The sequence below is a fragment of the Maricaulis sp. genome (assembly GCF_015665295.1).
GTDB lineage: Bacteria > Pseudomonadota > Alphaproteobacteria > Caulobacterales > Maricaulaceae > Maricaulis.
On the sequence record NZ_JADFAJ010000003.1, the window covers coordinates 207,044 to 231,550 of the forward strand.

Genomic DNA, 24,507 nt, shown 5'->3' on the forward strand with positions numbered 1-24,507 from the left:
CCGGGGATAATCTCACAAGAAAATTATGGAGACCCCGATCATGCCCGCCGCCCGCACTGCCGACGCGCCGCGTTTCATGGCAAAATATGCGCTTGAATCCGTGCCGCGCTACACCTCCTACCCGCCGGCAACCGGCTTTGTGGACACGGTGGGCTTGGCGGACTGGACCGCCTGGATGGACGCGCAGCCGGCGGCGCCGAACCTGTCGATCTATGTCCACATCCCGTTCTGCCGCTCGATGTGCTGGTATTGCGGCTGTCATACCACCATCCCCAACCGCCACGACCGGGTGGCGCGATATCTTGAAGCGCTTGACACCGACATCTTGCGCCGGGCGGCGCTGATGCCGGGAGACGCCCGGGTCCGCCATGTCCATTTCGGTGGCGGCTCCCCGGACATGCTCAAACCGGACGAGTTCCGCCGCATCATGACCCGGCTGCGCACGTGTTTCGACCTTGCGCCGGATGCTGAAATCGCCGTCGAGCTCGACCCGCGCGGGGTGAGCGAACCGCTCTGCCACGCGATGGCAGAGGCCGGTGTAAACCGCGCCAGCCTCGGGGTGCAGGACCTGTCGGAGGAGGTACAATTGCTGATCCACCGCATCCAGCCGCGCGGCACGATTGAAACCGCGGTCGGACGGCTGCACGCGGCCGGAATCACGGCGATCAATATGGACATGATGTACGGTCTGCCCGGCCAGACAGGTGAGCGGATTGTGGCGACGGCGCAGGCCATCGCCGACATGCGAGCCGACCGGGTCTCGGTGTTCGGTTACGCCCATGTGCCCTGGTTCAAGAAACACCAGCGCGCCATACCCGAGACACGCCTGCCCGGGGCTGCGGAACGCTTCGAGCAGATGATCATGGCGGCCCGAACGCTCGGCGAGCTCGGCTATGAGGCCATCGGCTTTGACCACTTCGCACGACCGGACGACCCGCTTGCGACAGCAGCCCGGCAAGGCTCCCTGCGCCGGAATTTCCAGGGCTATACCACCGACCCGTCCGATCTCATGCTCGGACTGGGGGCCTCGGCGATCAGCGAATGCGCCCAGGGCTATGTCCAGACCGAAGCCGATCCGGTGCGCTATGCGGGTGCCGTCATGGAAGGCCGTGACATGCTGGTCCGGGGCGTGTCGCGGTCGCACGAGGCACGCGCCACCGGGGCCCGGCTCGCAACCCTTCTTTGCCGGTTCTCGCTGCCGCTGAACGGGCAGGACCGCCTCGACCCGCTGGACGACATGATCGCTGACGGGCTGGTCCGGATCGAGGAGAACCGCCTGCTCGTCACCCCGGCGGGCAAGCCGTATGTCCGCAACGTCGCCGCCCGTCTGGATCCGGCTTTCAGACTGGCTGCGGATCGCCACAGCCTCGCGGTCTGACGCCATAAAAGGGGAGGACAGTCGGCGGCCCTCGCCCTATAAAACCGGATCGCGTTCCAAGGTGACCCGGTTTGAGAACCGCCCTTCTGACAGCTCTCGTCCTGCTTTCCTGCGCAGCGGCCCACGCCGAACCCCTGGCGCGGGTGCAAGGCGTTCGCGATGCCGGATTGCTGGCCGCGCTCGAAATCGCGATCGGAGAGCGCGACACGTCGGCCGACGCTCCGGCGACCAGCGCCATGCGCGATGCCCGGACGGCCGCCGACCGGGCTCGTCGATTGCTGCGTTCACGCGGCTATTACGCCGCCCGGGTCGACACTTTTGTCGATGAGACCGGCGGGGCCCGTCTGCGCATCCTGCCGGGCCCCCAATTCACGCTCGGCCGGATTGATGTGAATGCCGCCGGCGATGCGCAGGCCCGCGACCACGCGCTCGCCGCCATTCCACTGGACCGGGGAGCGCCCTTGCTCGCCCAGCCGGTCATTGATGCCGAGGCGCGAGCCTTGCGCACCCTGCAGAATGAGGGCTGGCCCGACGCCGAGCTGCTCGAACGCGAAGTCGTGATCGACCATGCCGGCCGGGACGGGCTGATCACCTTCCGTTTCCAACCCGGCCCGTTCTCGCGCTACGGCGAGGTCAGCCGCGACACCGGCAACTGGGATCCGCAATTCATCGCCCGCATCTCGCCCCTGCCCCGCGGCGGCGTGGCCAGCCGCGCGGAAATGCTGGCCTATCAGCGCCGGCTCGACAGCCTGGCCAGTGTCCGCTCGGCCCGTGTCACCCTTGGTCCTGTTGTCGAAGGCAGCGAGGAGCGCGGCATCGCGGTCACACTGACCGAAGCCGAGCGTCACACCGTGGAAACCGGGTTGAGCTATTCCACCAGCGAGGGTGCCGGCGGCGATGTCCGCTGGACCCGGCGCAACATGTTCGGCCGCGACGAGACGCTGACCCTGTCGGCCACGCTCGCGACACTGAACCAGTCCGCGACCGCACGCCTGGAACGACCGCACTGGCGGCGCCATGCCCAGACGCTTTTCCTGCATTCCGGCCTGGCCCGCGAAACCACCGACGCCTATGACCAGGACGAGGTCGAGGCAGGTGTCGAGATTATCCGCCGGTCCGGCCAGCGCCGGACCTATGGCGCCGGCATCACGCTCGACAGCTCGCAAGTCACGGACGTCACCGGTGAGCGGGACATCGTGACGACCGCCCTCGACCTGTCCGGGGGCTATGACAGCCGCAATGACCCGCTCGACCCGACCGAAGGCCTGCGCGCCACCTTGCGGGTCACACCGGCCCTGACCTTTGGCGATGAAGATGGACGCTATGTCAGCGTTGAGGCCCGTGCGTCAGCCTATCACCGCCTCAGCGAGACGATTGTGGCGGCGACCCGGCTGCGGATCGGCTCGGTGCTCGGCACCTCGGCAACCAGCCTCGCTGCCGACCAGCGCTTCTTCGCCGGCGGCGGCGGATCGGCGCGCGGCTTCGAATACCAGTCGCTCAGCCCGGTCGGCAGCGACGGCCGGCCCTTTGGAGGGCTGTCCGTGTTGGAAGTCTCGACCGAGCTGCGCTGGCGGGTGACACCGCAATGGGGCGCGGTCGCCTTCATCGACAATGCCATAGCCTCGGACCAGCACGCGCCGGAATTCAGCGGGATGCGGACGGCGATCGGCGTCGGTGCCCGCTATTACTTCGATTTCGCGCCGGTCCGCATCGATATTGCCACCCCGGTTGATCGCCGCGCGGGCGAGCCGGCCGTGCAGATTTACCTCAGCCTCGGCCAGGCCTTCTGAGCATGGCGACCCTCCCCCTCATCCGCCGCCTTGCGATCTGGACAGGCATCCTCGCTGCCGTCCTGATCCTGCTCGCAGGCGGCCTGCGGCTGGCAGCCGGACAGGCGCCCGGGCGCTGGATTGTCGCGAGCCAGCTCGACGGTCGCACCATACCCGGCCTCGGCCGGATCGGGATCTCGGGCGTGCAGGGTGATCCGCTGTCCAGCCTGCGTATCGACCGGCTTACCCTGAGCGATGATCAGGGCGTGTGGCTGGCGGCCCATCAACTTCGCCTGGACTGGCACGGCCGCAGCCTGCTGGCGCGGCCGATCCGGATCGACGCGGCGCTGGTGGAGGAGATCAGCATTGCGCGCCGTCCGGTACTGGCAGCCGAGGCCGACAGGCCCGCGACATCCGGACGGGCCAGCCCGCCAAACCTGCCGGCCATCGATATCGGTCGTCTCCTGATCACCCGCCTCGACCTCGCCGAGGGCCTGGCCGGACCGCAAGCCGCCTTGTCGCTGGATGCCGACGCGCGACTTCGGCGGGCCGCCAGCCGGCTCAGCCTGAATGCACAGCGACTCGACGCGCCGGGCGACCGGCTCATCGCCGAGCTGGTTCTCGACCCGGCCGGCGTCAGTGGCAGCCTCTCTGCCATCGGCGAGCCCGACAGTGTTCTGGCAAACCTCCTGCGCATGCCGGGCCGGGCTGTGCGACTGGACGGGCAGGTCAATGGCGACATGTCGGCCGGCACCGGCCAGCTCGACCTGACCGGTGACAGCGAGAGCTGGGCCGTGGCCGCGCTGAGCTGGGACCTGTCCAGCTGGCAGGCCGTGGCCGACATCGAGCTGGACCGGTGGCAATTGCTGCCTGATCCTCTGGCTGCGGAATTCACCAACGTGCACGCCCGCATCGACGGTATGCGCACCGACGGACCGGGTATCGGCACGGTGCGGCTCGAAACAGCTGGCAGCCACCTCGTCCTCACTGATATCACCGGCTCGACCCTGACCGCTGATTTCGACATCAGCCCGCCAATGCTCAACCGGCTGTCCGGGCAAAATGCACGCGTCGACAGCCTGACAGGTCGTGCCCGGATTGACCGGTCGTCCGGCATGGCCGCGCAGATCGAGCCGGTCATCACCGGCCTCATCCTGCCCGGCGGGCGGGTGGAAGCGGTGAGCGGCACGCTCGACCTGACCTTTCTGCTGGCACGTCCCCGCCTCGCCATGGACCTGAACCTCGACGGTCTTCGCACCGGCACCGACATGGCCGACGCGCTTGCTGGCGAACGGGTGAGGATCATCGGCACGCTGTCCGATGGCGGTGAGGTGGCCGGGTGGGTGATTGAGCCCGGTTTCACAGTCCGCTCGGACGCCGTGCGCGTGATGGCAGAGGCACACCTGCCGCCGGGCGCGGACTGGCCCGTTGGTTCAGCCTCGATAGAACTCGCCGAGCTCTCGCTCATCCACGCCGGGCTTGCCGGTCCGGCCTCCGCCAATATTGAACTCGCCGCCGACCGGGGCATTCGCCTTGACGCCGATGCAAGCGAGGCCCGCTGGCCCGCAGACGTCCAGGGCCTGCTCGACGGGCTGACCGCGACGGCCCGGCTGGCCCCGTCCGCGACAGGCTGGGATATCATCACGATGAATGCCCGCAGCCCGGCGGTCGATCTCAGCCTGAGCGGCTATTTCGACGGCACGCATGACTGGCAGGCGGGCGGAGACCTCGCCCTGTCAGGGGCGCTGCCGGTCGCGTCGCTGGAAGTCGACGGAGGTCTGGCCACGGCCTTCCGGCTGGTCCGGGATCACGAAGCGCTGCGGCTCCGCGCCGTGACAACGACGCGGCAATTGCAGGCCGGGCCGATCCGGCTGGCGGCGCCCCGCCTCGGCGTGCGCGGGCAGTTGGCAGGCTCCGGCGAGCGCGAGGGCATTGCCCTGGAATGGGTATTCACGGCTGCGCGCGAAAACGGCGGGATAGCGCTGGACGGCGCCTTGCACAGCGCCGGCGGGGACACCGAACTGACCATTGCCCATGGCCAGGTCAGCGACATCACATTGTCGGGTTCGGCCCGACTGTTTGATGACCGGGTGACCATCGCGCTCGAAGCGGAACGCGACGAGCTGATGACCTTGACGGCCGGTTTTGTGGCCGGGATGGATGATGTACGCGGCGGAACCCTCGACGCCGAGCTGACGCTGGAACCGCAACGCCTCGGTGGCGCCGACCTCAACATGGGCAGCCTGACTTTGGCAGGACCGCTGTCCGGCCTGGCCCTGACCACGCGTGTCGAAGGGCGTATGCGCAGCAATTTCGACCTCGCCGCAACCGGGGCGTTCGCGCTGACGCAGAGTGGCGTCGAGATCAGCCTGTCGCCATCCGGCAAGTGGGCGGCGCACAACTGGGCGACCCAGTCGCCGATCCGTTTCGCCACCGGGCCTGACGGTGTGACGGCCTCGGCCGAGTTCACACTCGGTGGCGGCCGTCTCGATCTCGACCTGAGAACCTCCGGCCTCAGCCCCGTCGCCAACCTCACAATCGACAGTCTGCCCGTCGGAGTGCTCGCCGACATCACGGCCATGCCGGCCACCCGGGGAACGGTGTCGGGGTCTGCCGAGCTGCGCGAAAGCGAAGGGGTCTGGCGCGGCGCCGCCCGGCTCGACGCGACCGGGCTGCTGGCCGGCGACCTGCCCGACATGCCCGAGCTTGATCTTCATGCCACGGCGTCCCTGGACGACAATGCCAATGCCACCCTGCAGCTCACGGGCGGCGGGCTGGAGGCACGCGGTGAAGTCCACCGGACCGGGCCGACGACCAACATCGCACGTCCCCACGGCGATACTGACGCGGCGTTGACCGGGCTGATCGAAGCACGCGGTGAACTGGCCGCCCTGGCCGCCCTGCTCCTGCCCTCTGACATTCTGCTGGAGGCCGGCCGTGTCGACAGCCGCGTCAATGTGTCGGGCACGGTCGGCACGCCGCGTCTCAACGGTACGGTCTCGCTGCGCGAAGGTCGGTTGAACGCGACCACCGCCGGCAGCCTCGTGACCGATATCGAGCTAGACCTTGCCCTGACCGAGACCAGCCTCGCCCTGACCCGCCTGTCTGCGAGCGATGGTCGGGAAGGCCGGATGTCGGGCAGTGGCCGGGTCGAGCTCGACGGGGGCGGGACGCCATCGGGCTCGGGACACATCGAGTTCCAGCGCTTCGTCGCCGTGCGCCGCCCGGCCCTGACGCTGCAGGCGAGCGGCGATGTCGACCTGATCCTCGATCCTGACGGGCTCCTGGTCGGCGGTGAATCGCGGATCGACCAGTTGCGGACCGAGCCGACCCTCAATGGCGCCGCATCCATCCCGCAGCTGCAGGTAATCGAAATCAATCTTCCCAAGGATCGGCGCGCTGCCGGCGAAGCCCGCATACCCGTCCGGCTTGACTATCGGGTCCGGGCGCAGAACGGGATATATGTCTCGTCCCGCGCCTTCACCTCCGAATGGGGCGTCGACCTGCACGTCACGGGCCCGGAAGCCAAGCCGTCGCTCTATGGAACCGCGACTCTGGCAGGCGGCTCGGCTTTCGTGTTCAATCGCCGCTTCACCCTGGCCGATGGTACCGTGACCTTCGACGGTGCGCCGGACGATGCCCGGGTTGATCTGACCGCCATCCACAGCCGAACCGGTTTCCGGGCTGCGGCCCGGGTCGAGGGCTCGATCCAGGAACCGAGGATCACGCTCAGCAGTGACCCGTCCCTGCCGGAGGACGAGATCATTGCGCGGCTCCTCTTCGACCAGTCGGTCAATGAGCTGGGTGCGTTCGAGGCCGCCCAGCTGGCCGCCCAGCTCTCGGGCCAGAGCCTGCTCGATGTGGTGGGGCAGTTGCGCAACCTGGCCGGGATCGACCGGCTCGACATCTCGACCGACGCGAATGGCGAGTTGTCCGTCGTGGGTGGCCGCCGCTTTGGCGACAATGTGTATGTCGAGATTGGCAGCACGGGCGCCGCAGCGATCAACGAAGCCCTGATCGAGTGGTCGCTGACACCCGATCTCAGCGTGCTGTCCCGGGTCTCAGCCGACACCGATGCCAGCGTCGCCATCCGCTGGCGACGCGATTATTGAGCCTGGACAAGCGCTTGCCTCCTGGCGGGACGCGGAGTACGCCTGATCGCATGTGCGGCCACGCACGCTAGGAAACGGGGTCTCGCCAGAATGAAGTCTTTCCTGTTGTCGCTGATCAAGCCAAACGGCGCCTGGGCCGGCATTTTGCTGTTCGCGACCCTGGTGGCTGTCGTCGTCGCCGGTACTAGCGGGCATCTCGACATGATCCGCGACTATCTCAGCACGCCCATGCTGACCTTTGCTGTCGGCAACCTTGCGATCACCGCCTACGACCTGGTTCGCGGCATTCTGGTCCTGGCCCTGGTATTCTGGTCCACGGCGATCATCTCGGCGCTGGTCGAGGGGCGACTCCGCAAGCTGACGGGCCTGCGTTCGACGACCCGCATCCTGATCACCAAAGTGTTCCAGATTGCGCTCTACGTCGCGGCCTTCCTGGTCACGATGGACCTGATGGGCCTCGACCTGACGACGCTGACCGTCTTCTCGGGGGCGCTCGGTATCGGACTCGGTTTCGGCCTGCAGAAAATCTCGTCAAACTTCATCTCCGGCCTGATCCTTCTTCTCGAGCGGTCGGTCGAGCAGGACGACCTGATCGAGCTGCCGGACGGGGTGTCCGGTTTCGTGCGCCGCTCGAGCGCACGCTACACGCTGATCGAGACGCTCGACGGCAAGGAAATCCTGGTTCCCAATGAGGACCTGATCACCAACCGGGTCACCAACTGGACCCTGACCAATACGCGTGGCCGGATCGAGATCGGCATTGGCGTGTCCTACGGGGCCGACCTGGAACAGGCCCAGGCTCTGATCCTGGAAGCCGCGCGCGAACACCCGTCCACAATCGAGGACCCGGCGCCGCAATGCTTCCTGCGCAATTTTGGCGACAGCTCGGTCGATTTCACCCTGCTGTTCTGGATCGCCGATGTGGTGAAGGGACGCTGGGCACCGCAAAGCGAGGTCATGTTCTCGATCTGGCGCAAATTCCGCGCGGCCGGGATCGAGATCCCCTTCCCGCAACGCGACCTGCACATCAAGTCATCGCCATCTCCCACGGAGGGCTAAATGGACGATACCGCCGGCATTCTCTACGCCGCCTCGATCACAGGCGACGGCCGCGCCGTCACACTGAGCGGAGAGGCGGTCGCGCATGAGATCGAGGATGACGCCCTGGCCTGGGTCCATCTCGATGGCCGCCACGAGGCCAGCCGCGAATGGCTCGAGAACGAGCTCGATTACCTCGACCCGCTGATCATCGACGCCCTGCTCGCGGACGAGACCCGGCCGCGCCTGCTGGAATTCGAGAACGGCGCCATGATGATCCTGCGCGGGGTCAATCTGAATGCGGATGCGCAGCCCGAGGACATGGTCTCGGTGCGCGTCTGGGTCGATCCGTCCCGCATCATCTCGGTCCAGCGCCGGCCCCTCAAAGCGGTGCGCGACATCCAGGACAAGCTGGCGGCCGGCAATGGTCCCAAGGATGCCGGCGAGTTCATCGGCCAGCTCTCCGCCCGCCTGTTCGAACGCATGGAACCGGTCATGACCGAACTGCATGAGCGGCTCGACGAGGTCGAGGAACGGGTCATGGAAGTTCCGTCAATCGCCGAGCGCCAGGAGATCACGGCCCTGCGTAAACAGGCCATCATCTTCCGGCGCTATTTCGCGCCCCAGCGTGACGTGATCGCCTATCTGCGCACAAGCGAGCTGGACTGGCTCAACACCGGTCATCGCCGTCGCCTGCAGGAAAATCTCGACCGCATCACGCGCTATCTGGAAGACCTCGACGCCATTCGCGAGCGGGCCCAGATCGTGAAGGACGAGCTGGCCAATGCGCTGGCCGACCGGATGAACAAGAATCTCTACGTATTGTCGCTGGTCGCCGCGATCTTCCTGCCGCTCGGCTTCCTGACCGGGCTGCTCGGGATCAATGTCGGCGGCATACCCGGCGCGGACCTGCCCAGCGCCTTCTGGATATTCCTCGTCCTTCTGGCCGGCATCAGCGCCCTCCAGATCTGGATTTTCCGGCTGATGAAATGGCTCTAGCCGACCCGGACAGGGCAAGCCGGGTCAGTCGACCTTCGCGGCGCTGAGCGCGATAGCGCGGGCGGCCTCGATAGCGCGCAGGGCGCGCAGATCCGACCACAACCCCTTCCACAGGCTGTAGCAACACACCAGCAGGACCACGGTAAACGGCAATCCCACGGTGATGGCACCCGCCTGCAGGCCCTGCAGCGCCTGGGCACCGCCGCCGTAGAGCAGGACGGCGGCCACGAGACCCTCGATCGAGGCCCAGAATATCCGCTGCGGGACCGGCGCGTGCAGCTTGCCGCCGGCGGTGATCGAGTCGATGACCAGCGAGCCTGAATCCGAGGAGGTAACGAAGAACACGAAGACCAAGACAATCGCGATACCGGACGTGATCGCAGCGAAGGGCAGATGGTCGAGCATCTGGAACAGCACCAGCGACACCTCGCCGACCCCGTCCGCCAGCTCGCCAATGCCGGTCTCGTGCTGGAAAATCGCTGTCTCGCCGAAAGTCGAGAACCAGGCGATTGTGATCAGCATCGGGACGAAGATCACGGCCACGAGGAATTCGCGCACCGTGCGCCCCTTGGACACGCGTGCGATGAACATGCCGACAAACGGCGACCAGGATATCCACCAGGCCCAGTAGAAGACCGTCCAGCCGTGGAACCACGCGGTATCATCGCGCCCGACCCAGTTGGACAGGGGCAGGAAGTTCCTGAAATAATTAACCGTATTGTCCCAGAAGCCGTTGGCAATGATCAAAGTCGGCCCAACGATGAAGACAAACAGCAAGAAGACGCCGGCCATGATCATGTTGATGTTGGAGAGGACCTTCACCCCGCCATCCAGCCCGCGCACCACCGAGATGATGGCGACCGAGGTGATGCAGGCAATGACAATGATCTGGGTGACGATGCCGGGATCGATACCGAACAGGAAGTCCAGGCCGCTGGCGACTTGCTGGGCGCCCAGCCCGAGTGATGTCGCCAGGCCGAAAAGGGTCGCCACGACCGCCAGCAGATCGATGAGATGCCCCGGCCACCCCCAGATGCGCTCGCCCAGCAGGGGATAGAAGGCCGACCGGACCGTGAGCGGCAGGCCCTTGGAGAAGGTGAAATAGGCCAGCGCCAATCCGAGTACGGCATAGATTGACCAGGCATTGAGACCCCAGTGGAACATGGTTGCACTCATCGCCAGACGGGCCGATTCCGGTGTGCCCGGCTCGACGCCGAGTGGCGTGCCGAACCAGTCGGTGTGATAGGCCAGCGGCTCGGCTGCCCCCCAGAACATCAGCCCGATCCCGATCCCGGCGGAGAACAGCATGGCAAGCCAGGATTTGGTCGAGAAATCCGGCTTGGCGTCGCTGCCGCCGATGCGCAGGCGGCCCAGCGGCGAGACCATCACCACGAGGCAGAAAACGAAGACCAGATTGACGCCAAGCACAAAGAACCAGTCAAACGTGTCAAGGACCCAGTCCCGGGCCGCGAACATCGCGTTCGCGACCGTTTCCGGCGCAATCAGCGCGGTCGAGACGAATGCCACCATCGCTACCGCGGAAATAAAGAAAACCGGATTGTGAACATCCAGTCCGAGCAAGGAGATATTGTCCTGCCCGGTCTCATAGTCGGTCTTGTAAAAGCGTCTGGTCATGATGTCCCTTGTCTGGCTTCGGCCAGGAGTTCCTCGCCGAGCGCCTGCTTGAGCGGGGCGAGATGGGGTTCGAATTTCTTCCACTGGGCCACGCCGCTGTCGAAAATCGGCTGGCGGACCTGTTCCGAGCTTGCGGTGCGAACCGCACGCTCGGTGGCATGGAAGTCGAGGCAGGCCGGCTCGAAGGGCAGACCGCAAAAATCGAGAAGGCGGCGCACCTGACCGTCGAGATCAGCAACCACGTCCTCATAGTTCACGCGCAGGATCTGACCGGGCAGAACCTGGTCCCAATGCTTCATCAGCGCGACATAGTTTCGATAGTAGTGCCCGATCTCTTCAAGGCCATAAGTAAACTCCTGGCCTTCGGCGAAGAGTTGCTTGAAGCCCGAGAAGCAGCAGGCCAGCGGGTGCCGCCGCGCATCGATGATGCGAGCATTCGGCAGGATCAGTTTGATCAGGCCGATATGCCTGAAATTGTTGGGCATCTTGTCAGTGAAGCGCGGCGCACCGGCGCGATGGATGCGGGTATTGTCGATATAGTCCTGGCCCAGCGCCTGCAGCTGGTCGGCGGTCAGCTCATGCAGGATGCGCGGATAGCGGGTCTTGTCGGACAGCCGCTGGCGGCCGCGAAGCCGGTGTGACAGGGCGAGGATATTGGGCAGTTCCAGCGTGCCGTCGACCTGGCTGTGCGAGGCGAGGATCTGTTCCAGCAGGGTCGATCCGGCGCGCGGCAGGCCGACAATGAAGATCGGATCGGCCGCATCGCAGCCTTTCCCGGCCTGCGCCCCGAACAGCTCGGCGGTGCAAATCTCCGCCTGGGCCTGCAACTCTTCTTCCATCTGCGCGGTCGTGTAGCGCGTCTGGATCCGCTTGAGCGTATTGCCCTTTTCGTAAAAGCCGAAGGATTGCGCGATCGCGTCACGATCCTCGAAGGCCTTGGCCAGGGCGAAACTGATATGGACCCGGTCCTGGAAGGCGAGATCCGGCCCGGCGTCCAGCGCCTGCATGGCGGCGATCTCGTCATCGGTGAAGCGGTAGGTCTTCAGATTGGCCAGGCCATACCAGGCATCGCCATGATCCGGCTTGCTGGCGAAGGCGGCCCGATAGCTGGCTATCGCCTCATCCTGGCGGCCCAGCGTCTTGAGCGCGTGCCCCCGCGAAGTCAGGGTCGCCGGATCGTCGGGAAGCCGGTCGAGAATTTCATCGAACAGGCGCAGCGCTTCGTCATAGCTGCCGGTCTGCATGCACTCGATCGCATAGTGCGATTTGAACACCGGATTGTCGGGATCACCTTCGTGCAGGAATCTTGCCTGTTCGAGCGCCGCCGTGAATTTCTGCCGCTTGCGCAGGACCTGGATATGATCGAGACGCAATTGCGTATTGTCGGGCTCGAACTCGATCGCGCTCTCAAGCAGGAATTCCGCGTCTTCGAGAACCCCGAAACGATTGCCCAGTTCGGCCAGAAGCCGCATCGCCTCGACATGGTGGGGCGCCTTCCGGAGGAAGGCCCGGCACAATTGCTCGGCCTTGAGGAGCTTGCCCTCGTGCAGGAGATGCGTGACCGAAACCAGGTCGCGCGGCAAGGCGCGGATCCGCTCCGCCTGGGCGGTCGCATTGCGCGCCTCTGCCGGCCGCCCGGCCGCCTGCAGCAATTCCGCCTGGGCCTGCCAGCTGGCAAGCAGGGCCGGATTGAACCGGCAGGCGCGCTGATAGGCGAGCAGCGCGCGGTCGTTGTCACCGCGTGCACGCAGGAGATGCCCCTCCTCCTGGAAGGCACGACCGAAATCCGGCGCGGTGCGCTTGATCCGCTCCAGCGCCTCGCGCGCTTGGTCATGGCGCTTGAGATAACGGGCGCAGACCGCCTGCACGTAGAGCGCATCGGTATGCTCCGGCGCCGCATCCAGAACGGGCTGTATCGTCGCCAGAGCCGCATCGAAACGGCTGTCATACATCTGCTTCTGCGCTGTGGTCAGCGCCTGGACATGGATGTCCGTCTCTTCCGCCACGCAAGGGCCTCCAGCAGTCTTTCAGAACGCAGAAAGCGTCCCCCGCGGGGGACGCTTTCCATAGTGGTCTCGGACCAACGCCATGTCGGAGCCTAGTACTGCACCCCGACCCGAACGCCGATCGTACGCGGACGGATCACCGTCACGCGCTCGCGGTCGAAGACGAAGTTGTTCGCAATCTCACCGCGTTCATCGGTGAGATTGTTGGCAAACAGTTCGACCGACCAGCTCTCACCGGTCAGACCGGTCGTGAAGTTCAGCGAGGCATAACCCTCGACGTCCGCCTTGTTGATCTCGATGACGTCGGAAACGCTGTCATCGGTGATCGTGAGCTGCGGCATGACATGCGCCATCATGCCGTTATCCAAGGGCCACTCGTAGCGGGCACGGAGATTGGCCTGATAGCTGGGCGCGAAGGCCAGTTCGGAACCGACGAGGACATCATTGGTCGGAACCAGCACTTCCGTGATTTCGGTATCGAGCAGCGAGAAGGCGCCGACAACAGTCAGGCCCTGGATATCAGCCGGCGCCCAGGTGACCTCGCCCTCGATGCCGCGGATTTCCGCGTTGGCGGCGTTGTCCGAGAAGAAGAGATTGGTGATGGACGGGTCGAAGATCGTCGTCTGGAGATTCTCGATCTCGACCATGAAGGCGTTGCCGTTGAAGCGGACCTGGTTGTCAAAAAGATCGGTTTTCCAGCCGAACTCGTAATTGACCACTTCATCGGTATCGAGGGCGAAGGGCACGGTGTAGCCACCAGGGCCGGCTGCGCCGCCCGGACGGTTCAGGAGACCCGGACGGAAACCTTCCGAAACGGTCGCATAGAAGAGCGCGCCGGCGGTCGGACGCCATTCCAGCGTCCCCTTGAAAATGAACCCGTCTGTTGCGGCGACATCCGGATTCCCGAACGGGTTATCCGGTGCATAGAGAGCCGAGATATTGGTACCGAAGACCTGGGCATCATCGGTCTGGCCGAAATTGAAGAAGGAGCCGTTCGCACTGCCCACCAGGTCGACTTCGATATCGTAATAGCGAGCGCCCAGCGTGATCGAGAACTGCTCGGTCAGATCGAAGGTCGTCTCACCGAAAATACCATATTGCTCGTCGGTGCGCAGGACGTCATTGCGGAAGATGACGCCGGTCGGGAAAGGCCCCGGATCGGAAAAATAGCCCGGCGAGGCGGCACCGATCTCTCCCGTGACTGCCGTATTGGTCAGCGGGTAATTCGGGGCAAAGCCGGTGGTTACACCGTCAAAGGAGATCGCATTGACCGAGCCCGGATAGGTGAAGTCATTGCGCTCGGCGACTTCCATATCGGAATAGAAGCCACCAAAGGTCGCGCGGATGCGGCGATCTTCGGGCGTGTTGAAGCGCAATTCCTGGGTGAAGACCTTGGTGCGTGTATTCGACTGCACGAACAGGTTGGGCGGCTGGCAGGTTCCGCTCGGGCCACCCGCACCCGGATAGGACACGGAACCGTCACAGATATAATTGGGCAGGTACTGGCCGACGAAGAGATAGTCGGAATAGTCGACGCGCTGATCGGTGTTCCGATCCGTGTAAGCGCCAGTATAGACCATTTCCAGGGCGCCGAGACGGCCTTCCAGCGTCCAGCTCGTATTGTGGAAATAATCATCCAGCTCGTCTTCCTCGAAGCGCTGGATTTCCAGATCGTCGAGGCTCGGGTCCATGAAGAACACGCCTTCGGAGTCGAGCTGCTGCTGCATGTGCATGACGGTCAGCGACCAGTCCGCATTGAAATCATACAGGGCGCTCAGACGGAAACCGGAATAGGTCGTGTCGTTGAAGTCCTTTTCCAGCAGGTCCGAATTGTTGGCGTCGAGGAAATTGACGTTCGAGAGATCGTCCGTGGCCTGGAAACCCTCGCGCGTCGTGCTGACCGGAACGCCATTGTCACGCATCGTGCCGGCGGGGCGGAAGCGCGCCGATTCCGACGCGTTGCGCGTGCCCGGCACATTGTCGATATAGCCGCCCTGCTGGTCGACATAGACCACGCCTCGGATGGCGAAATTGTCGGCCACGGGCACGTTGACGACGGCTTCGACCTTGTTGGACATCTCGCCGCCCTCGGTGAAGGAGACCGCGAAATTCGACGAGGCGGAGAAGCCGGACGGGTCCGGGCGGTTGGTGATCAGACGGACCGTACCGGCCTGAGAGGAAGCGCCGTACAGCGTACCCTGCGGCCCCGGCAGAACCTCGACCCGCGCCAGGTCGGCTGCGTAAACGTCCAGGTTACGGCCCGGCTGCGACACCGGCTGCTCGTCGAGATAAAGGGCGACGTTGGGCGCCAGGCCGGCCACACCCGCGGTGGTGAGGTTCGGAGTCGTCGAGGCGAGGCCGCGGATATAGATCGTCGCCTGCCCGGGCCCGGAACCACCGGCGGTGACCCCCGGCAGCTGTTGCAGATAGTCGGTGAAGACATCGACGCCGAGCTCGTCCAGCGTCTCTTCATTCATCGCATTCACGGCAAGCGGAATATCCTGGGTGCTTTGCTCGCGCTTGGTCGCGGTCACGGTGATGACGTCGACCTGGGCGGCGGCGAGGCCGGCGCCGGCGAGCGACAGGGTGGCGGCGGTCAGAATGGTCGTTGAAAGTGCCCGTTGCTTCAGCATGACGTGGTGACAGTCCCTTGTGGCGTTACGGTTCAAAGGGCTGTGTAGAGTTTCCGGTACGCGCTGACCAGCATGCTTTGAGTTGAAACTTTCAGCACGAAGCGAGTCGCGCGCTGCGCGATCGACTAAAATTCATGTTAGTAGCTGTAAAATAGAGTTAAAATCAGCACCGTTACATGAATGTGACAGATGTTGATGAAGTTATCATTCGCACAACAGACAAGGTGGCAGCACAATATTCTTCGAAATCGAAAAAAAAGTGACGTCCGACCGTCCGCCGAATCCATTTGGAATGCCCGAAGGCTGCGGGTACATGAGTCTGGCACCCTGAATCGGCGAGCCGAATGAGCGATCACGACGAAATCCTTGTTGCCCTGCGGCGTATTACCCGGGCCATCGACCTCCAATCCAAACGCCTGGTCAAAGCGACCGGCCTCACCGCCCCCCAGCTGGTCGTCATCGACACGCTGCGCAAGCAGGGCGACCTGTCGCCCAGCGCGATTGCCCGCGCCGTGTCGCTCAGCCAGGCGACGATCACCTCCATCCTCGACCGCCTCACCCAGGCCGGCCTGGTTGAACGGGTCAAGAGCGACACAGACAAGCGCGTGATCATGGCGCGCCTCACCGACACAGGCCGGGCGGCCGGCGAGAATGCGCCGGAACTCCTGCAGGCCGGTTTCCTGCGCGCCTTTCGCGAACTTCAGTCCTGGGAGCAGAACATGCTGATCGCCTCGCTGCAGCGTATCGCCGAGCTGATGGACGCCGAGAAGCTGGACGCCTCCCCCTTCCTCGATACCGGCGAAATCACCGAATGACCGAACCGGCGACACGCGCCCTGACGGGGCTGAAAGTCGTCGAGCTGGCGCGCATCCTGGCCGGTCCCTGGGTCGGCCAGACACTCGCCGATCTTGGCGCCGATGTGATCAAGGTGGAAAGCCCGGCCGGCGACGACACCCGGAGCTGGGGCCCGCCCTGGGTCGAGCATGAAAGCGGTCGCGCGGCCGCCTATTACCATTCCTGCAATCGCGGCAAGCGTTCGGTGACCGCAGATTTCCGCAAGCCGGAGGATCTCGACTTCGTTCGCGCCCTGATCGCCGACGCCGATGTGGTGATCGAGAATTTCAAGGTTGGCGGCCTCGCCAAATACGGGCTCGATCATGCCAGCCTCGCCGCTGATCATCCGCGCCTTGTCTATTGCTCGATTACCGGTTTCGGGCAGACCGGTCCCTATGCCCACCGCGCCGGCTATGACCTGGCCATCCAGGGCATGAGCGGGGTTATGGATATCACCGGCGAGGCCGATGGCCCGCCGCAGCGCCTCGGCGTCGCCTTCGCGGATGTCTTCACCGGGCTCTACGCGACCATCGCCATCCAGGCCGCCCTCGCCCAGCGCGAGCGGACCGGACGCGGCCAGCATATCGACATGGCCCTGCTCGACTCGATGATCGGCGTGCTGGGCAATCAGGCGATGAATTTCTTCGCCACCGGGACGCCGCCGCGCCGGATCGGCAATGCCCATCCCTCGATCGTGCCCTACCAGGAATTCGCCTGCATCGACGGCCACATCATCATTGCCTGCGGCAATGACGGCCAGTTTGCGCGTCTCGCCCACGCGCTCGACCTCGGCGACGCCGTGCTGGACGCCAACCGTACCAATGCCCGGCGTGTCGGCAATCGTGGCGAGCTGGCCGGCCTGATGTCGGAGCGACTGGCCGCGATGACCCGCGCGGACGCGCTGGCCATGCTGGAAGCCAACGGCGTGCCGGGCAGTGCCATCAACACGATCGCGGAAGCCTTCGCCGACCCGCAGGTGATCGAGCGGGGTCTGGCGATTTCCTCGGACGGCATTGCGGGCCTGCGTTCACCGATCCGCATGTCGGACAGCGAGACCGGGGCTACCACACGGGCGCCGGGGCATGGCGAGCACACCGAAGCCGTGAAAGCGGAACTGCGTGCAAAGGGGTGGAACGGGCCCGGGGCGGCATAGGGCCCGCTCGCCCTGGTCAGCGGGCTGGCGGCGCCAATCCTATCCGTTGAAACGCTCGCCCTTGGCGGCCTTGTCGGCGAGATAGGGCGAAACCTCATGTCCGAAAGCCTTCAGCCCCTCGACCACGACATCCAGTCCGATCGTGTCCGCCCAGAACATGGGACCGCCGGTGTAGGCTGGCCAGCCATAGCCGTTGATCCAGACCGTATCGATGTCGGACGCCCGCTGCGCCATGCCCTCAGCGAGAATCTTCGCGCCCTCTTTCACCATCGGGAAAAGCAGGCGGTTGCGGATTTCCTCGGATGAGAAGGATTGCGCGGCCTGACCAGATTTGGCGACGAAGCCGGCGATGATCGCCTCGACCTCGGCGGACGGGGTCCGGCGCCGGTTCTCGTCGTAATCATAGAAGCCCTTGCCGGTCTTCTGGCCACGACGATCGCGCTCGCAGAGCACGTCTCGAATGGTCTCGCCCTTCGAACTGTCCTTGTCCCAGCCGAGATCCAGCCCGGCGAGGTCCGACATCTGGAACGGCCCCATCGGCATGCCGAAATCGGTGAGCGCGTCATCAATGGCCCACGGGGTAATCCCCTGCATCAACATGGCATTGGCAGCCTGCTGGCGTGGCGACAGCATGCGGTTTCCGATAAAGCCGTGGCAGACCCCGGAGACCACCGCGACCTTGCCGATCTTCTTCGACAGGGCCATCGCGGTTTTCAGCACGGCCGGTGCAGTCCTGGCGGCGCGCACGATTTCCAGCAGGCGCATCACATTGGCCGGCGAGAAGAAATGCAGGCCGAGCACGGCTTCCGGGCGCTTGGTCACGGCCGCCATCTCGTCGATATTGAGATAGGAAGTATTGGAGGCGAGAATGGCGCCCGGCTTCACGATCGCGTCGAGCTTGGTGAAGACCTCTTTCTTCACCTCCATATTCTCGAACACGGCCTCGATCACCAGATCACAATCGGCGAGATCGGTCATCTCCAGCGTCGGCGTCAGGCGCGCCATGCATTGCTCGACCTGTTCGGCGGTGAATTTGCCGCGCGCGGCGGAGCGCTCGTAATTCTTGCGGATGATCGCGACGCCGCGATCCAGCGCGGCCTGTTCGCGCTCGAGGATCGTGACCGGGATGCCGGCCGTCAGGAAATTCATTGCAATGCCGCCGCCCATCGTGCCGGCACCCAGAATGCCGACCTTGGCGATCGGCAGAACCGGCGTGTCGGCGGGAATATCATCGATCTTGCTGGCCGCGCGCTCGGCAAAGAAGACATGACGCAGGGCACGCGACTGGGTGCCGCTGACCAGCTTGCCGAACAGTTCGCGCTCCTTCTTCACGCCTTCGGCAAAAGGCAGCTCGATGGCTGCGCGGACGGCCTGGATACAGGCCTCCGGCGCTTCAAAGCCTTTCAGGCGACGCAGTTCGGTCTTGCGGAATTCGTCAAAGAAGGCGTCACCCAGGCTGGTATCGAGCTTGTCGGTGCGGGCACTGGACACCGGGTGGCTGGCCGCACCGATAACGCTGCGGGCAAACTCCACGCCGCTCTCGGCGAGACCGTCATCGGCAACCAGCTTGTCGACCAGGCCGATCCGTTCGGCTGCGGCAGCCGGGATCGGATCGCCCTTCACGATCATAGGCAGGGCCGCCTCGACGCCGACCACGCGCGGCAGGCGCTGCGTGCCGCCCGCGCCTGGCAGGATGCCGAGTTTCACTTCCGGCAGACCCAGTTTCGCGGAAGCCGCCGCAATGCGGTAGTGGCAACCCAGCGCGACTTCCAGCCCACCGCCCAGCGCCGTACCATGAATTGCAGCGACCACCGGTTTCGGGCTCGCCTCAATGGCGTCGATCACTTCAGGCAGGGAGGGCCCGACCGGCGGCTTGCCGAATTCGGTAATGTCGGCCCCGGCGAAGAAGGTGCGACCTTCGCAGGTGATGACAACGGCCTTGATGGCATCGTCCGCAGCCGCCTCTGCCATCGCGGCGGCGAGCCCGGCGCGCACCGCCTGGCCGAGTGCGTTGACCGGCGGATTGTTCGAGGTGACGACGAGTACGTCCCCGTCCTTGCGCGTGCTGATGACCGACATCCCCGTCTCCTGTTTCCGGGCCCGCTGCGGGGCCATTGATCCCATCGTCTGATAACCGCTAGCGGTCGATAGACACCTTTGCAATGCTGCATACCCTGCATTCGATATATTAGGCAACCAGGCAGGGTGGCCGGGCCTTATAGTGAGGCCTTGTGATAAATATTGTTCGACCTTATCGTCGATCCAACAATTATATCAGCAAACCCGAAACAGGATTTCGTTGGGTATGGAAAATCAGACTCAGGCAAGCGAAACGGTTGCCGGCCTCCCGCTGCCGGGCGACTGGCCCGCCTGCACGATCGAGCAGGCACAAGCCCTGTTATGCGCACCGGACGCCGGGTTCGAAATGGAGACCCTGACCATTCGCGGGGTCCCGACCCGGGTCTGGAAACACGCGCTGGGCAGCCTGGCCGAGCTGGCGCGGCACGCCCGCAAGCATGGCGACCAGCTCTTCACCATCCATGAGGACGAGCGGGTCAGCTATGAGGCCTGGTTCCGCGCCACCCGCGCCCTCGCCGCCGAACTCGCGGCGATGGGCATCGGCAAGGGCGACCGCGTCGGTCTGGCCATGCGAAACCTGCCGGAATGGCCGGTCGCCTTTTTTGCGGTCACCAGCCTGGGCGCGATCATTGTTCCGCTGAATGCCTGGTGGACCGGGTCCGAACTCGCCTACGGGCTGAAGGATTCCGGTGCCAAGGCGCTTGTCTGCGATGCAGAGCGCTGGCAGCGGATCAGCCCGGAGGCCGATAGCCTGCCCGACCTGAAACACGTCCTCGTCAGCCGCGGCGACACCGCTCCGGACACGCCGGCGCGCCGGCTGGAAGACCTGATCGGCACGCCGGACCGCTATGCCGGCCTGCCCGAAGGCGACCTGCCGGATGCCGATATTGCGCCCGACGACCCGGCGACGATTTTCTACACCAGTGGAACCACCGGCAACCCGAAGGGCGCGCTGGGCACCCACCGCAACATCCTGACCAATATCCTGTCCTCGGCCTTCTCGGGCGCGCGCGCCTGCCTGCGACGCGGCGAGATGCCGCCTGCGCCCTCCCCGAAAGTCATGCTGACGGTGATCCCGCTGTTTCACGTCACCGCCTGCAATGCCGGCCTGATGGGCGCGGTCTTTGCCGGGCACGCCATGGTCTTCATGCCGAAATGGGATGTCGTGAAGGCTTTCCGGATCATCGAGCGCGAGAAGGTCAACACGACCGGCGGAGTGCCGACCATCGCCTGGCAGCTCATCGAGCACCCGGATCGCACCAAGTATGATCTCTCCTCGCTCGAGGCGATCGCCTATGGCGGCGCACCGTCGGCTCCGGAACTGGTCCGCAAGATCAAGGAGGTGTTCGGCGCCCTGCCCGGCAATGGCTGGGGCATGACCGAGACCTCGGCGACGGTGACCAGCCACTCCGCGGAAGACTATCTCAACCGTCCCGACAGCTGTGGCCCGCCCGTCGCGGTGTCCGACATCAAGATCATGGCGCCCGATGGCAGCCGTGAATTGCCGGTCGGCGAAGTCGGCGAACTGTGGGCGCGCGGGCCCCAGATCGTCACCGGATACTGGAATAATCCCGCGGCGACTGCGGAGACCTTTGTCGATGGCTGGATTCGCACCGGCGACCTGGCCCGGGTCGATGCCGAAGGCTTCTGCTACATCGTTGACCGCGCCAAGGACATGATCATCCGCGGCGGCGAGAACATTTACTCGACCGAGGTCGAGAATGTCCTCTACGAGCATCCCGCCGTGACCGATGCCGCCCTAATCGGGATTCCGCACCGCACACTCGGCGAAGAGCCCGCCGCCGTGGTTCACCTGGCGCCCGGCCACAGCGCCAGCGAAGAGGAACTCAAGACCTGGGTGCGCGAGCGCCTCGCCATTTTCAAGACGCCGGTGCGCATCCTTTTCTCCGAAGAGACCCTGCCGCGCAACGCCAATGGAAAGATCGTCAAGACCGAACTGAAACCGCTGTTCGAGACCGAACAGGCCTGAGCCATGCCCACACCAGGCCGGAGCAAGACCGGACCCAAAGGGGAGAGACGCGATGCTGATCACAACACTGATGATGGCGGGCACCACGCTGCTCGCCCAAACCCCGGACTACACCTCACCGGACTATGATGCCGCCGACAGCTGGCTATGCCGGCCTGGCCGGGAGGATGCCTGCACGATCGATCTCGACACCACGATCATCGAGGCCGATGGCAGCCTGCGCGTCGAGACCTACCGGGCCGCCGAGGATCCGGGGGTGGATTGCTTCTACGTCTATCCGACCGTGTCGAACGATATGACGCCGAATTCCGACATGGTCGCGAATGACGAGGAGCACCGCGTGATCGCGGCCCAGTTCGCCCGCTTCGGCGAGGTCTGCCGAACCTATGCGCCCATGTACCGCCAGGTCACATTGACCGCCCTTCGATCAATGATGGCCGGCCAGCCCGTCACCGCCGACGGTGTCACGGCCTATCGCGACGTCCAGAACGCCTTTGCCCACTACATGGAGCACGACAATGACGGCCGGCCCTATGTGCTGATCGGTCACTCCCAGGGCGCCCGCATGCTGGAACAGCTCGTCGCCCGCGTCGTCGACGGCCAGGCGGTCCAGACCAACATGCTCTCGGCCATGCTGATCGGCTACAATGTCGCGGTGCCGCCGGGCGAGCCGGTGGGCAGCGCCTTCCAGGCGGTGCCGAGCTGCCAGTCTGCCGACCAGACAGGCTGCTTCATCAGCTATGTCTCCTTCCGCAGCGATGCGCCGCCGCCGGACGCCTCGCGCTTCGGCAAGCTCCCGGATCCCGCCGTCGAGGTCGCCTGCACCAATCCGGCCGATCTCGCGGGCAATTCCGATTCCCCTCTGGAGGCTTATCTCGCGACCGGCGGCGCCTTCACCTCATCGGTGGTTGCCGGCCCCTGGGTCGAGGGCGGAGCAGAGATCACGACGGACTTTGTACGCGTGCCGGGCCTGATCACCGGCCAGTGCCTGAACAATGAGCATGGCAGCTATTTCGCCATCTCGGTCCATGGCGACCCGTCCGATCCGCGCACTGACGACATTGTCGGCGATGTCGTGGCAAACGGCGTCATTCTCGCCGACTGGGGCTTGCACCTGCTCGATATCGGCATCGCCCAGGGCGATCTGATCGACCTCGTGGCCAGCCAGGCTGTCGCTTTTGACCAATAGGGCCGCATCACCGCCCCGGGGCTGGGGTGGCTGACGAAGGCAGGGCGGGCCGCACGGCTCGCCCTGTTTTCAATTGGAGGTCAGACGAAGATCGCCACGCTCTGCATGCCGGTGATGACCGGTTCGCGGTCGGCATTCCAGACCTGCATGAGCTGGCTGGACGAGCCGTGACGCGCCAGGTCTGCGGTCGAGCGGCTGAGCCACCAGCCGTCCGTGGTCACGGGCCCGGCGGTGAGTAGGTTGATCTGCCAGGTCATCGAGCTGATCGGACCCGGTCTGGCAAACAGCGCCATGGCGGCCGGCGGCAGGGCGTCGCCGATGGCCATCAGCTCGACCATCGGATGCAGGCCCTCGCGCGCCCTCAGGCGGACCCAGCGCAGGAAATCGGGCGTGTGCCGTTCCTCGATTGAAAGGCCGTGCCGGTATTCCAGATTGCCGGTGAAGAATTTCGGATCCGGATTGGCCATGGCCGGTGCGGCGTCGACAAAGTCGGGCGCCTCGGGCCGCGCGCCTTCAGCATAGTCGATGCTCGATTCCAGCCCGATCATGAAGACAAACAGCGCCTTCAGACCCAGCCTGCCATCGCCGAAGACATTGGCCTCGATGAAGGCCGCAGTCCGGCCACGACGCAGGAGCTCCGTCTTCACCACAATCTCGCCGGCCAGCGGTCCGACAAAGGCGATCTGGGCCGAGCGCAGCGGCGGCAGGTCTGACTGTGAGCGCAGGGCCGCCTCGAGCGCGATCGCGGCCGAAAGCCCGCCATAGGCCGTTCGGCCCTGCATCCAGGTGTCCGGTATATGCGCCGTGAGCGTGTCGTTCGAGACCCGGGCGGCATCGAGAATTTGCGGCAGCGACATCAATCATCCTTGAATTTGTCGAGGGCGGCGCGGGCCGCCAGCTGGGTGGACGGTGCCACCGGATGCGAGGTCGACAATCCGCCATCAACGGCAATCGCCTGTCCATTGACATAGCTGGATGCCGGCGATGCAAGGAAGAGCGCCGTCGCCGCGATCTCTTCCGGCAGGCCGCCCCGCTGGAGCGGGTTGAGCTGCCCGATCCTGGCTTCCTTGCCGGCCGCGCGGGCGTGATCATACAGCGGCCGGGTCATGCCGGTCTCGGTCAGGCCGGGACAGATCGCATTCACCCGCACACCGGACCCCACCAGGCTCTGGCAGGCATGCTGGACGAGATTGATCACACCTGCCTTCGAGGCCGAATAGGCGACCGGCCCGGCGCCGTAGCGCAGACCGGCGACCGAGGCCGTGCAGATGATCGAGCCGCCGCCGGACTTGATGATGGCCGGCGCGCCATGCCTGATCGCCAGAAAGGGGCCGATCAGGTTGACCCGCAACACCTCGGCCCAGGTCTCCGCCGTCGTGTCGAAGAAGTCCGGCAGGCCACCCGTGATGCCGGCATTGGCGTAGATCACGTCAAGGCGACCGAATTCCGAAACGGTCGTTTCGACCGCCCGGATCACGTCCGCCTCCGACCCCGCATCCATGGTCACGGCCTTCGCCTCGCCACCGGTCGCCTTGATGGCTGCCACGGTCTCGTGCACGTCGTCCGACAGATCGCATGCAGCGATGCGCGCACCCGCCTCGGCGAACAACAAAGCGGCGGCGCGGCCTATCCCCGATGCTGCGCCGGTGATGAGGGCGGCCTTGCCGGCCAGGCTGAACATGGACATGGGCT

The 24,507-nt window shown here is 65.1% G+C and carries 15 protein-coding genes; 9 read left to right on the forward strand and 6 right to left on the reverse strand.

The features are described from left to right. Nucleotides 1-40 precede the first annotated feature (40 nt). From hemN to QZZ02_RS02435, 5 genes are all read left to right on the forward strand, one after another. The gene (gene hemN / locus QZZ02_RS02415) at nucleotides 41-1,378 is read left to right on the forward strand and encodes an oxygen-independent coproporphyrinogen III oxidase (protein WP_291841987.1); all 1,338 of its coding nucleotides are present in this window, start codon (nucleotides 41-43) and stop codon (nucleotides 1,376-1,378) included. Nucleotides 1,379-1,449: 71 nt separating this feature from the next. Next, nucleotides 1,450-3,168, forward strand: a complete 1,719-nt coding sequence (locus tag QZZ02_RS02420) for a BamA/TamA family outer membrane protein (RefSeq protein ID WP_291841989.1) — start codon at nucleotides 1,450-1,452, stop codon at nucleotides 3,166-3,168. 2 nt (nucleotides 3,169-3,170) lie between these two features. Beyond that, nucleotides 3,171-7,259: a translocation/assembly module TamB domain-containing protein gene (locus QZZ02_RS02425; protein WP_291841990.1), complete on the forward strand. Its 4,089-nt coding sequence runs from the start codon at nucleotides 3,171-3,173 to the stop codon at nucleotides 7,257-7,259. A 90-nt stretch (nucleotides 7,260-7,349) separates the two neighbouring features. After that, the gene (locus tag QZZ02_RS02430) at nucleotides 7,350-8,318 is read left to right on the forward strand and encodes a mechanosensitive ion channel domain-containing protein (RefSeq protein ID WP_291841991.1); all 969 of its coding nucleotides are present in this window, start codon (nucleotides 7,350-7,352) and stop codon (nucleotides 8,316-8,318) included. Then, nucleotides 8,319-9,296, forward strand: a complete 978-nt coding sequence (locus QZZ02_RS02435) for a zinc transporter ZntB (protein ID WP_291841992.1) — start codon at nucleotides 8,319-8,321, stop codon at nucleotides 9,294-9,296. A 24-nt stretch (nucleotides 9,297-9,320) separates the two neighbouring features. Here QZZ02_RS02435 and QZZ02_RS02440 read toward each other — a convergent pair whose 3' ends face one another. The 3 genes from QZZ02_RS02440 to QZZ02_RS02450 all read right to left on the reverse strand — a co-directional run bounded on the left by QZZ02_RS02440 (nucleotide 9,321) and on the right by QZZ02_RS02450 (nucleotide 15,570). Then, the gene (locus tag QZZ02_RS02440) at nucleotides 9,321-10,931 is read right to left on the reverse strand and encodes a BCCT family transporter (protein WP_291841993.1); all 1,611 of its coding nucleotides are present in this window, start codon (nucleotides 10,929-10,931) and stop codon (nucleotides 9,321-9,323) included. Then, entirely contained in the window at nucleotides 10,928-12,883 is a 1,956-nt protein-coding gene (locus QZZ02_RS02445; protein WP_366511485.1) for a sulfotransferase, read from the reverse strand. Before QZZ02_RS02445 ends, QZZ02_RS02440 begins: the two co-directional genes overlap by 4 nt. A 146-nt stretch (nucleotides 12,884-13,029) precedes the next feature. After that, on the reverse strand, nucleotides 13,030-15,570 hold the full coding sequence (locus tag QZZ02_RS02450; RefSeq protein ID WP_291841995.1) for a TonB-dependent receptor: 2,541 nt from the start codon (nucleotides 15,568-15,570) through the stop codon (nucleotides 13,030-13,032). A 344-nt stretch (nucleotides 15,571-15,914) separates the two neighbouring features. Between QZZ02_RS02450 and QZZ02_RS02455 the strand changes: the two genes are divergently transcribed. Continuing rightward, nucleotides 15,915-16,385, forward strand: a complete 471-nt coding sequence (locus tag QZZ02_RS02455) for a MarR family transcriptional regulator (RefSeq protein WP_291841996.1) — start codon at nucleotides 15,915-15,917, stop codon at nucleotides 16,383-16,385. Continuing rightward, a complete protein-coding gene (locus QZZ02_RS02460; RefSeq protein WP_291841997.1) occupies nucleotides 16,382-17,557 on the forward strand; it encodes a CaiB/BaiF CoA-transferase family protein in 1,176 nt (391 codons plus the stop codon). Before QZZ02_RS02455 ends, QZZ02_RS02460 begins: the two co-directional genes overlap by 4 nt. 39 nt (nucleotides 17,558-17,596) lie before the next feature. Here the strand turns inward: QZZ02_RS02460 and QZZ02_RS02465 are convergent, their stop codons facing one another. Continuing rightward, nucleotides 17,597-19,636 (reverse strand): 3-hydroxyacyl-CoA dehydrogenase NAD-binding domain-containing protein, encoded by a 2,040-nt coding sequence (locus QZZ02_RS02465; RefSeq protein WP_291841998.1) that lies wholly within the window; start codon nucleotides 19,634-19,636, stop codon nucleotides 17,597-17,599. Nucleotides 19,637-19,862: 226 nt separating this feature from the next. On the opposite strand from QZZ02_RS02465, the gene QZZ02_RS02470 reads away from it, so the two are divergent. Then, nucleotides 19,863-21,626, forward strand: coding sequence for a class I adenylate-forming enzyme family protein (locus QZZ02_RS02470; RefSeq protein WP_291841999.1), 1,764 nt, complete (start codon nucleotides 19,863-19,865; stop codon nucleotides 21,624-21,626). 52 nt (nucleotides 21,627-21,678) lie between these two features. After that, the gene (locus tag QZZ02_RS02475) at nucleotides 21,679-22,815 is read left to right on the forward strand and encodes a DUF3089 domain-containing protein (RefSeq protein WP_291842001.1); all 1,137 of its coding nucleotides are present in this window, start codon (nucleotides 21,679-21,681) and stop codon (nucleotides 22,813-22,815) included. A gap of 80 nt (nucleotides 22,816-22,895) precedes the next feature. Here QZZ02_RS02475 and QZZ02_RS02480 read toward each other — a convergent pair whose 3' ends face one another. Both QZZ02_RS02480 and QZZ02_RS02485 read right to left on the reverse strand, forming a co-directional pair. Continuing rightward, nucleotides 22,896-23,672: a thioesterase family protein gene (locus tag QZZ02_RS02480; RefSeq protein ID WP_291842003.1), complete on the reverse strand. Its 777-nt coding sequence runs from the start codon at nucleotides 23,670-23,672 to the stop codon at nucleotides 22,896-22,898. After that, nucleotides 23,672-24,502 carry an SDR family NAD(P)-dependent oxidoreductase gene (locus QZZ02_RS02485; protein ID WP_291842005.1) on the reverse strand — a complete coding sequence of 277 codons (831 nt, stop codon included), beginning with the start codon at nucleotides 24,500-24,502 and terminating at the stop codon, nucleotides 23,672-23,674. Before QZZ02_RS02485 ends, QZZ02_RS02480 begins: the two co-directional genes overlap by 1 nt. Nucleotides 24,503-24,507: the final 5 nt, after the last annotated feature.

Bases quoted from the DNA above. Each gene is read 5' to 3' on its own strand.
- QZZ02_RS02455 (WP_291841996.1), top strand. From the start codon at position 15,915: ATGAGCGATCACGACGAAATCCTTGTTGCCCTGCGGCGTATTACCCGG.
- QZZ02_RS02460 (WP_291841997.1), top strand. From the start codon at position 16,382: ATGACCGAACCGGCGACACGCGCCCTGACGGGGCTGAAAGTCGTCGAG.
- QZZ02_RS02425 (WP_291841990.1), top strand. From the start codon at position 3,171: ATGGCGACCCTCCCCCTCATCCGCCGCCTTGCGATCTGGACAGGCATC.
- QZZ02_RS02430 (WP_291841991.1), top strand. From the start codon at position 7,350: ATGAAGTCTTTCCTGTTGTCGCTGATCAAGCCAAACGGCGCCTGGGCC.
- QZZ02_RS02435 (WP_291841992.1), top strand. From the start codon at position 8,319: ATGGACGATACCGCCGGCATTCTCTACGCCGCCTCGATCACAGGCGAC.
- QZZ02_RS02480 (WP_291842003.1), bottom strand. From the start codon at position 23,672: ATGTCGCTGCCGCAAATTCTCGATGCCGCCCGGGTCTCGAACGACACG.
- QZZ02_RS02470 (WP_291841999.1), top strand. From the start codon at position 19,863: ATGGAAAATCAGACTCAGGCAAGCGAAACGGTTGCCGGCCTCCCGCTG.
- QZZ02_RS02485 (WP_291842005.1), bottom strand. From the start codon at position 24,502: ATGTCCATGTTCAGCCTGGCCGGCAAGGCCGCCCTCATCACCGGCGCA.
- QZZ02_RS02440 (WP_291841993.1), bottom strand. From the start codon at position 10,931: ATGACCAGACGCTTTTACAAGACCGACTATGAGACCGGGCAGGACAAT.
- hemN (WP_291841987.1), top strand. From the start codon at position 41: ATGCCCGCCGCCCGCACTGCCGACGCGCCGCGTTTCATGGCAAAATAT.
- QZZ02_RS02465 (WP_291841998.1), bottom strand. From the start codon at position 19,636: ATGTCGGTCATCAGCACGCGCAAGGACGGGGACGTACTCGTCGTCACC.
- QZZ02_RS02475 (WP_291842001.1), top strand. From the start codon at position 21,679: ATGCTGATCACAACACTGATGATGGCGGGCACCACGCTGCTCGCCCAA.
- QZZ02_RS02445 (WP_366511485.1), bottom strand. From the start codon at position 12,883: ATGTATGACAGCCGTTTCGATGCGGCTCTGGCGACGATACAGCCCGTT.
- QZZ02_RS02450 (WP_291841995.1), bottom strand. From the start codon at position 15,570: ATGCTGAAGCAACGGGCACTTTCAACGACCATTCTGACCGCCGCCACC.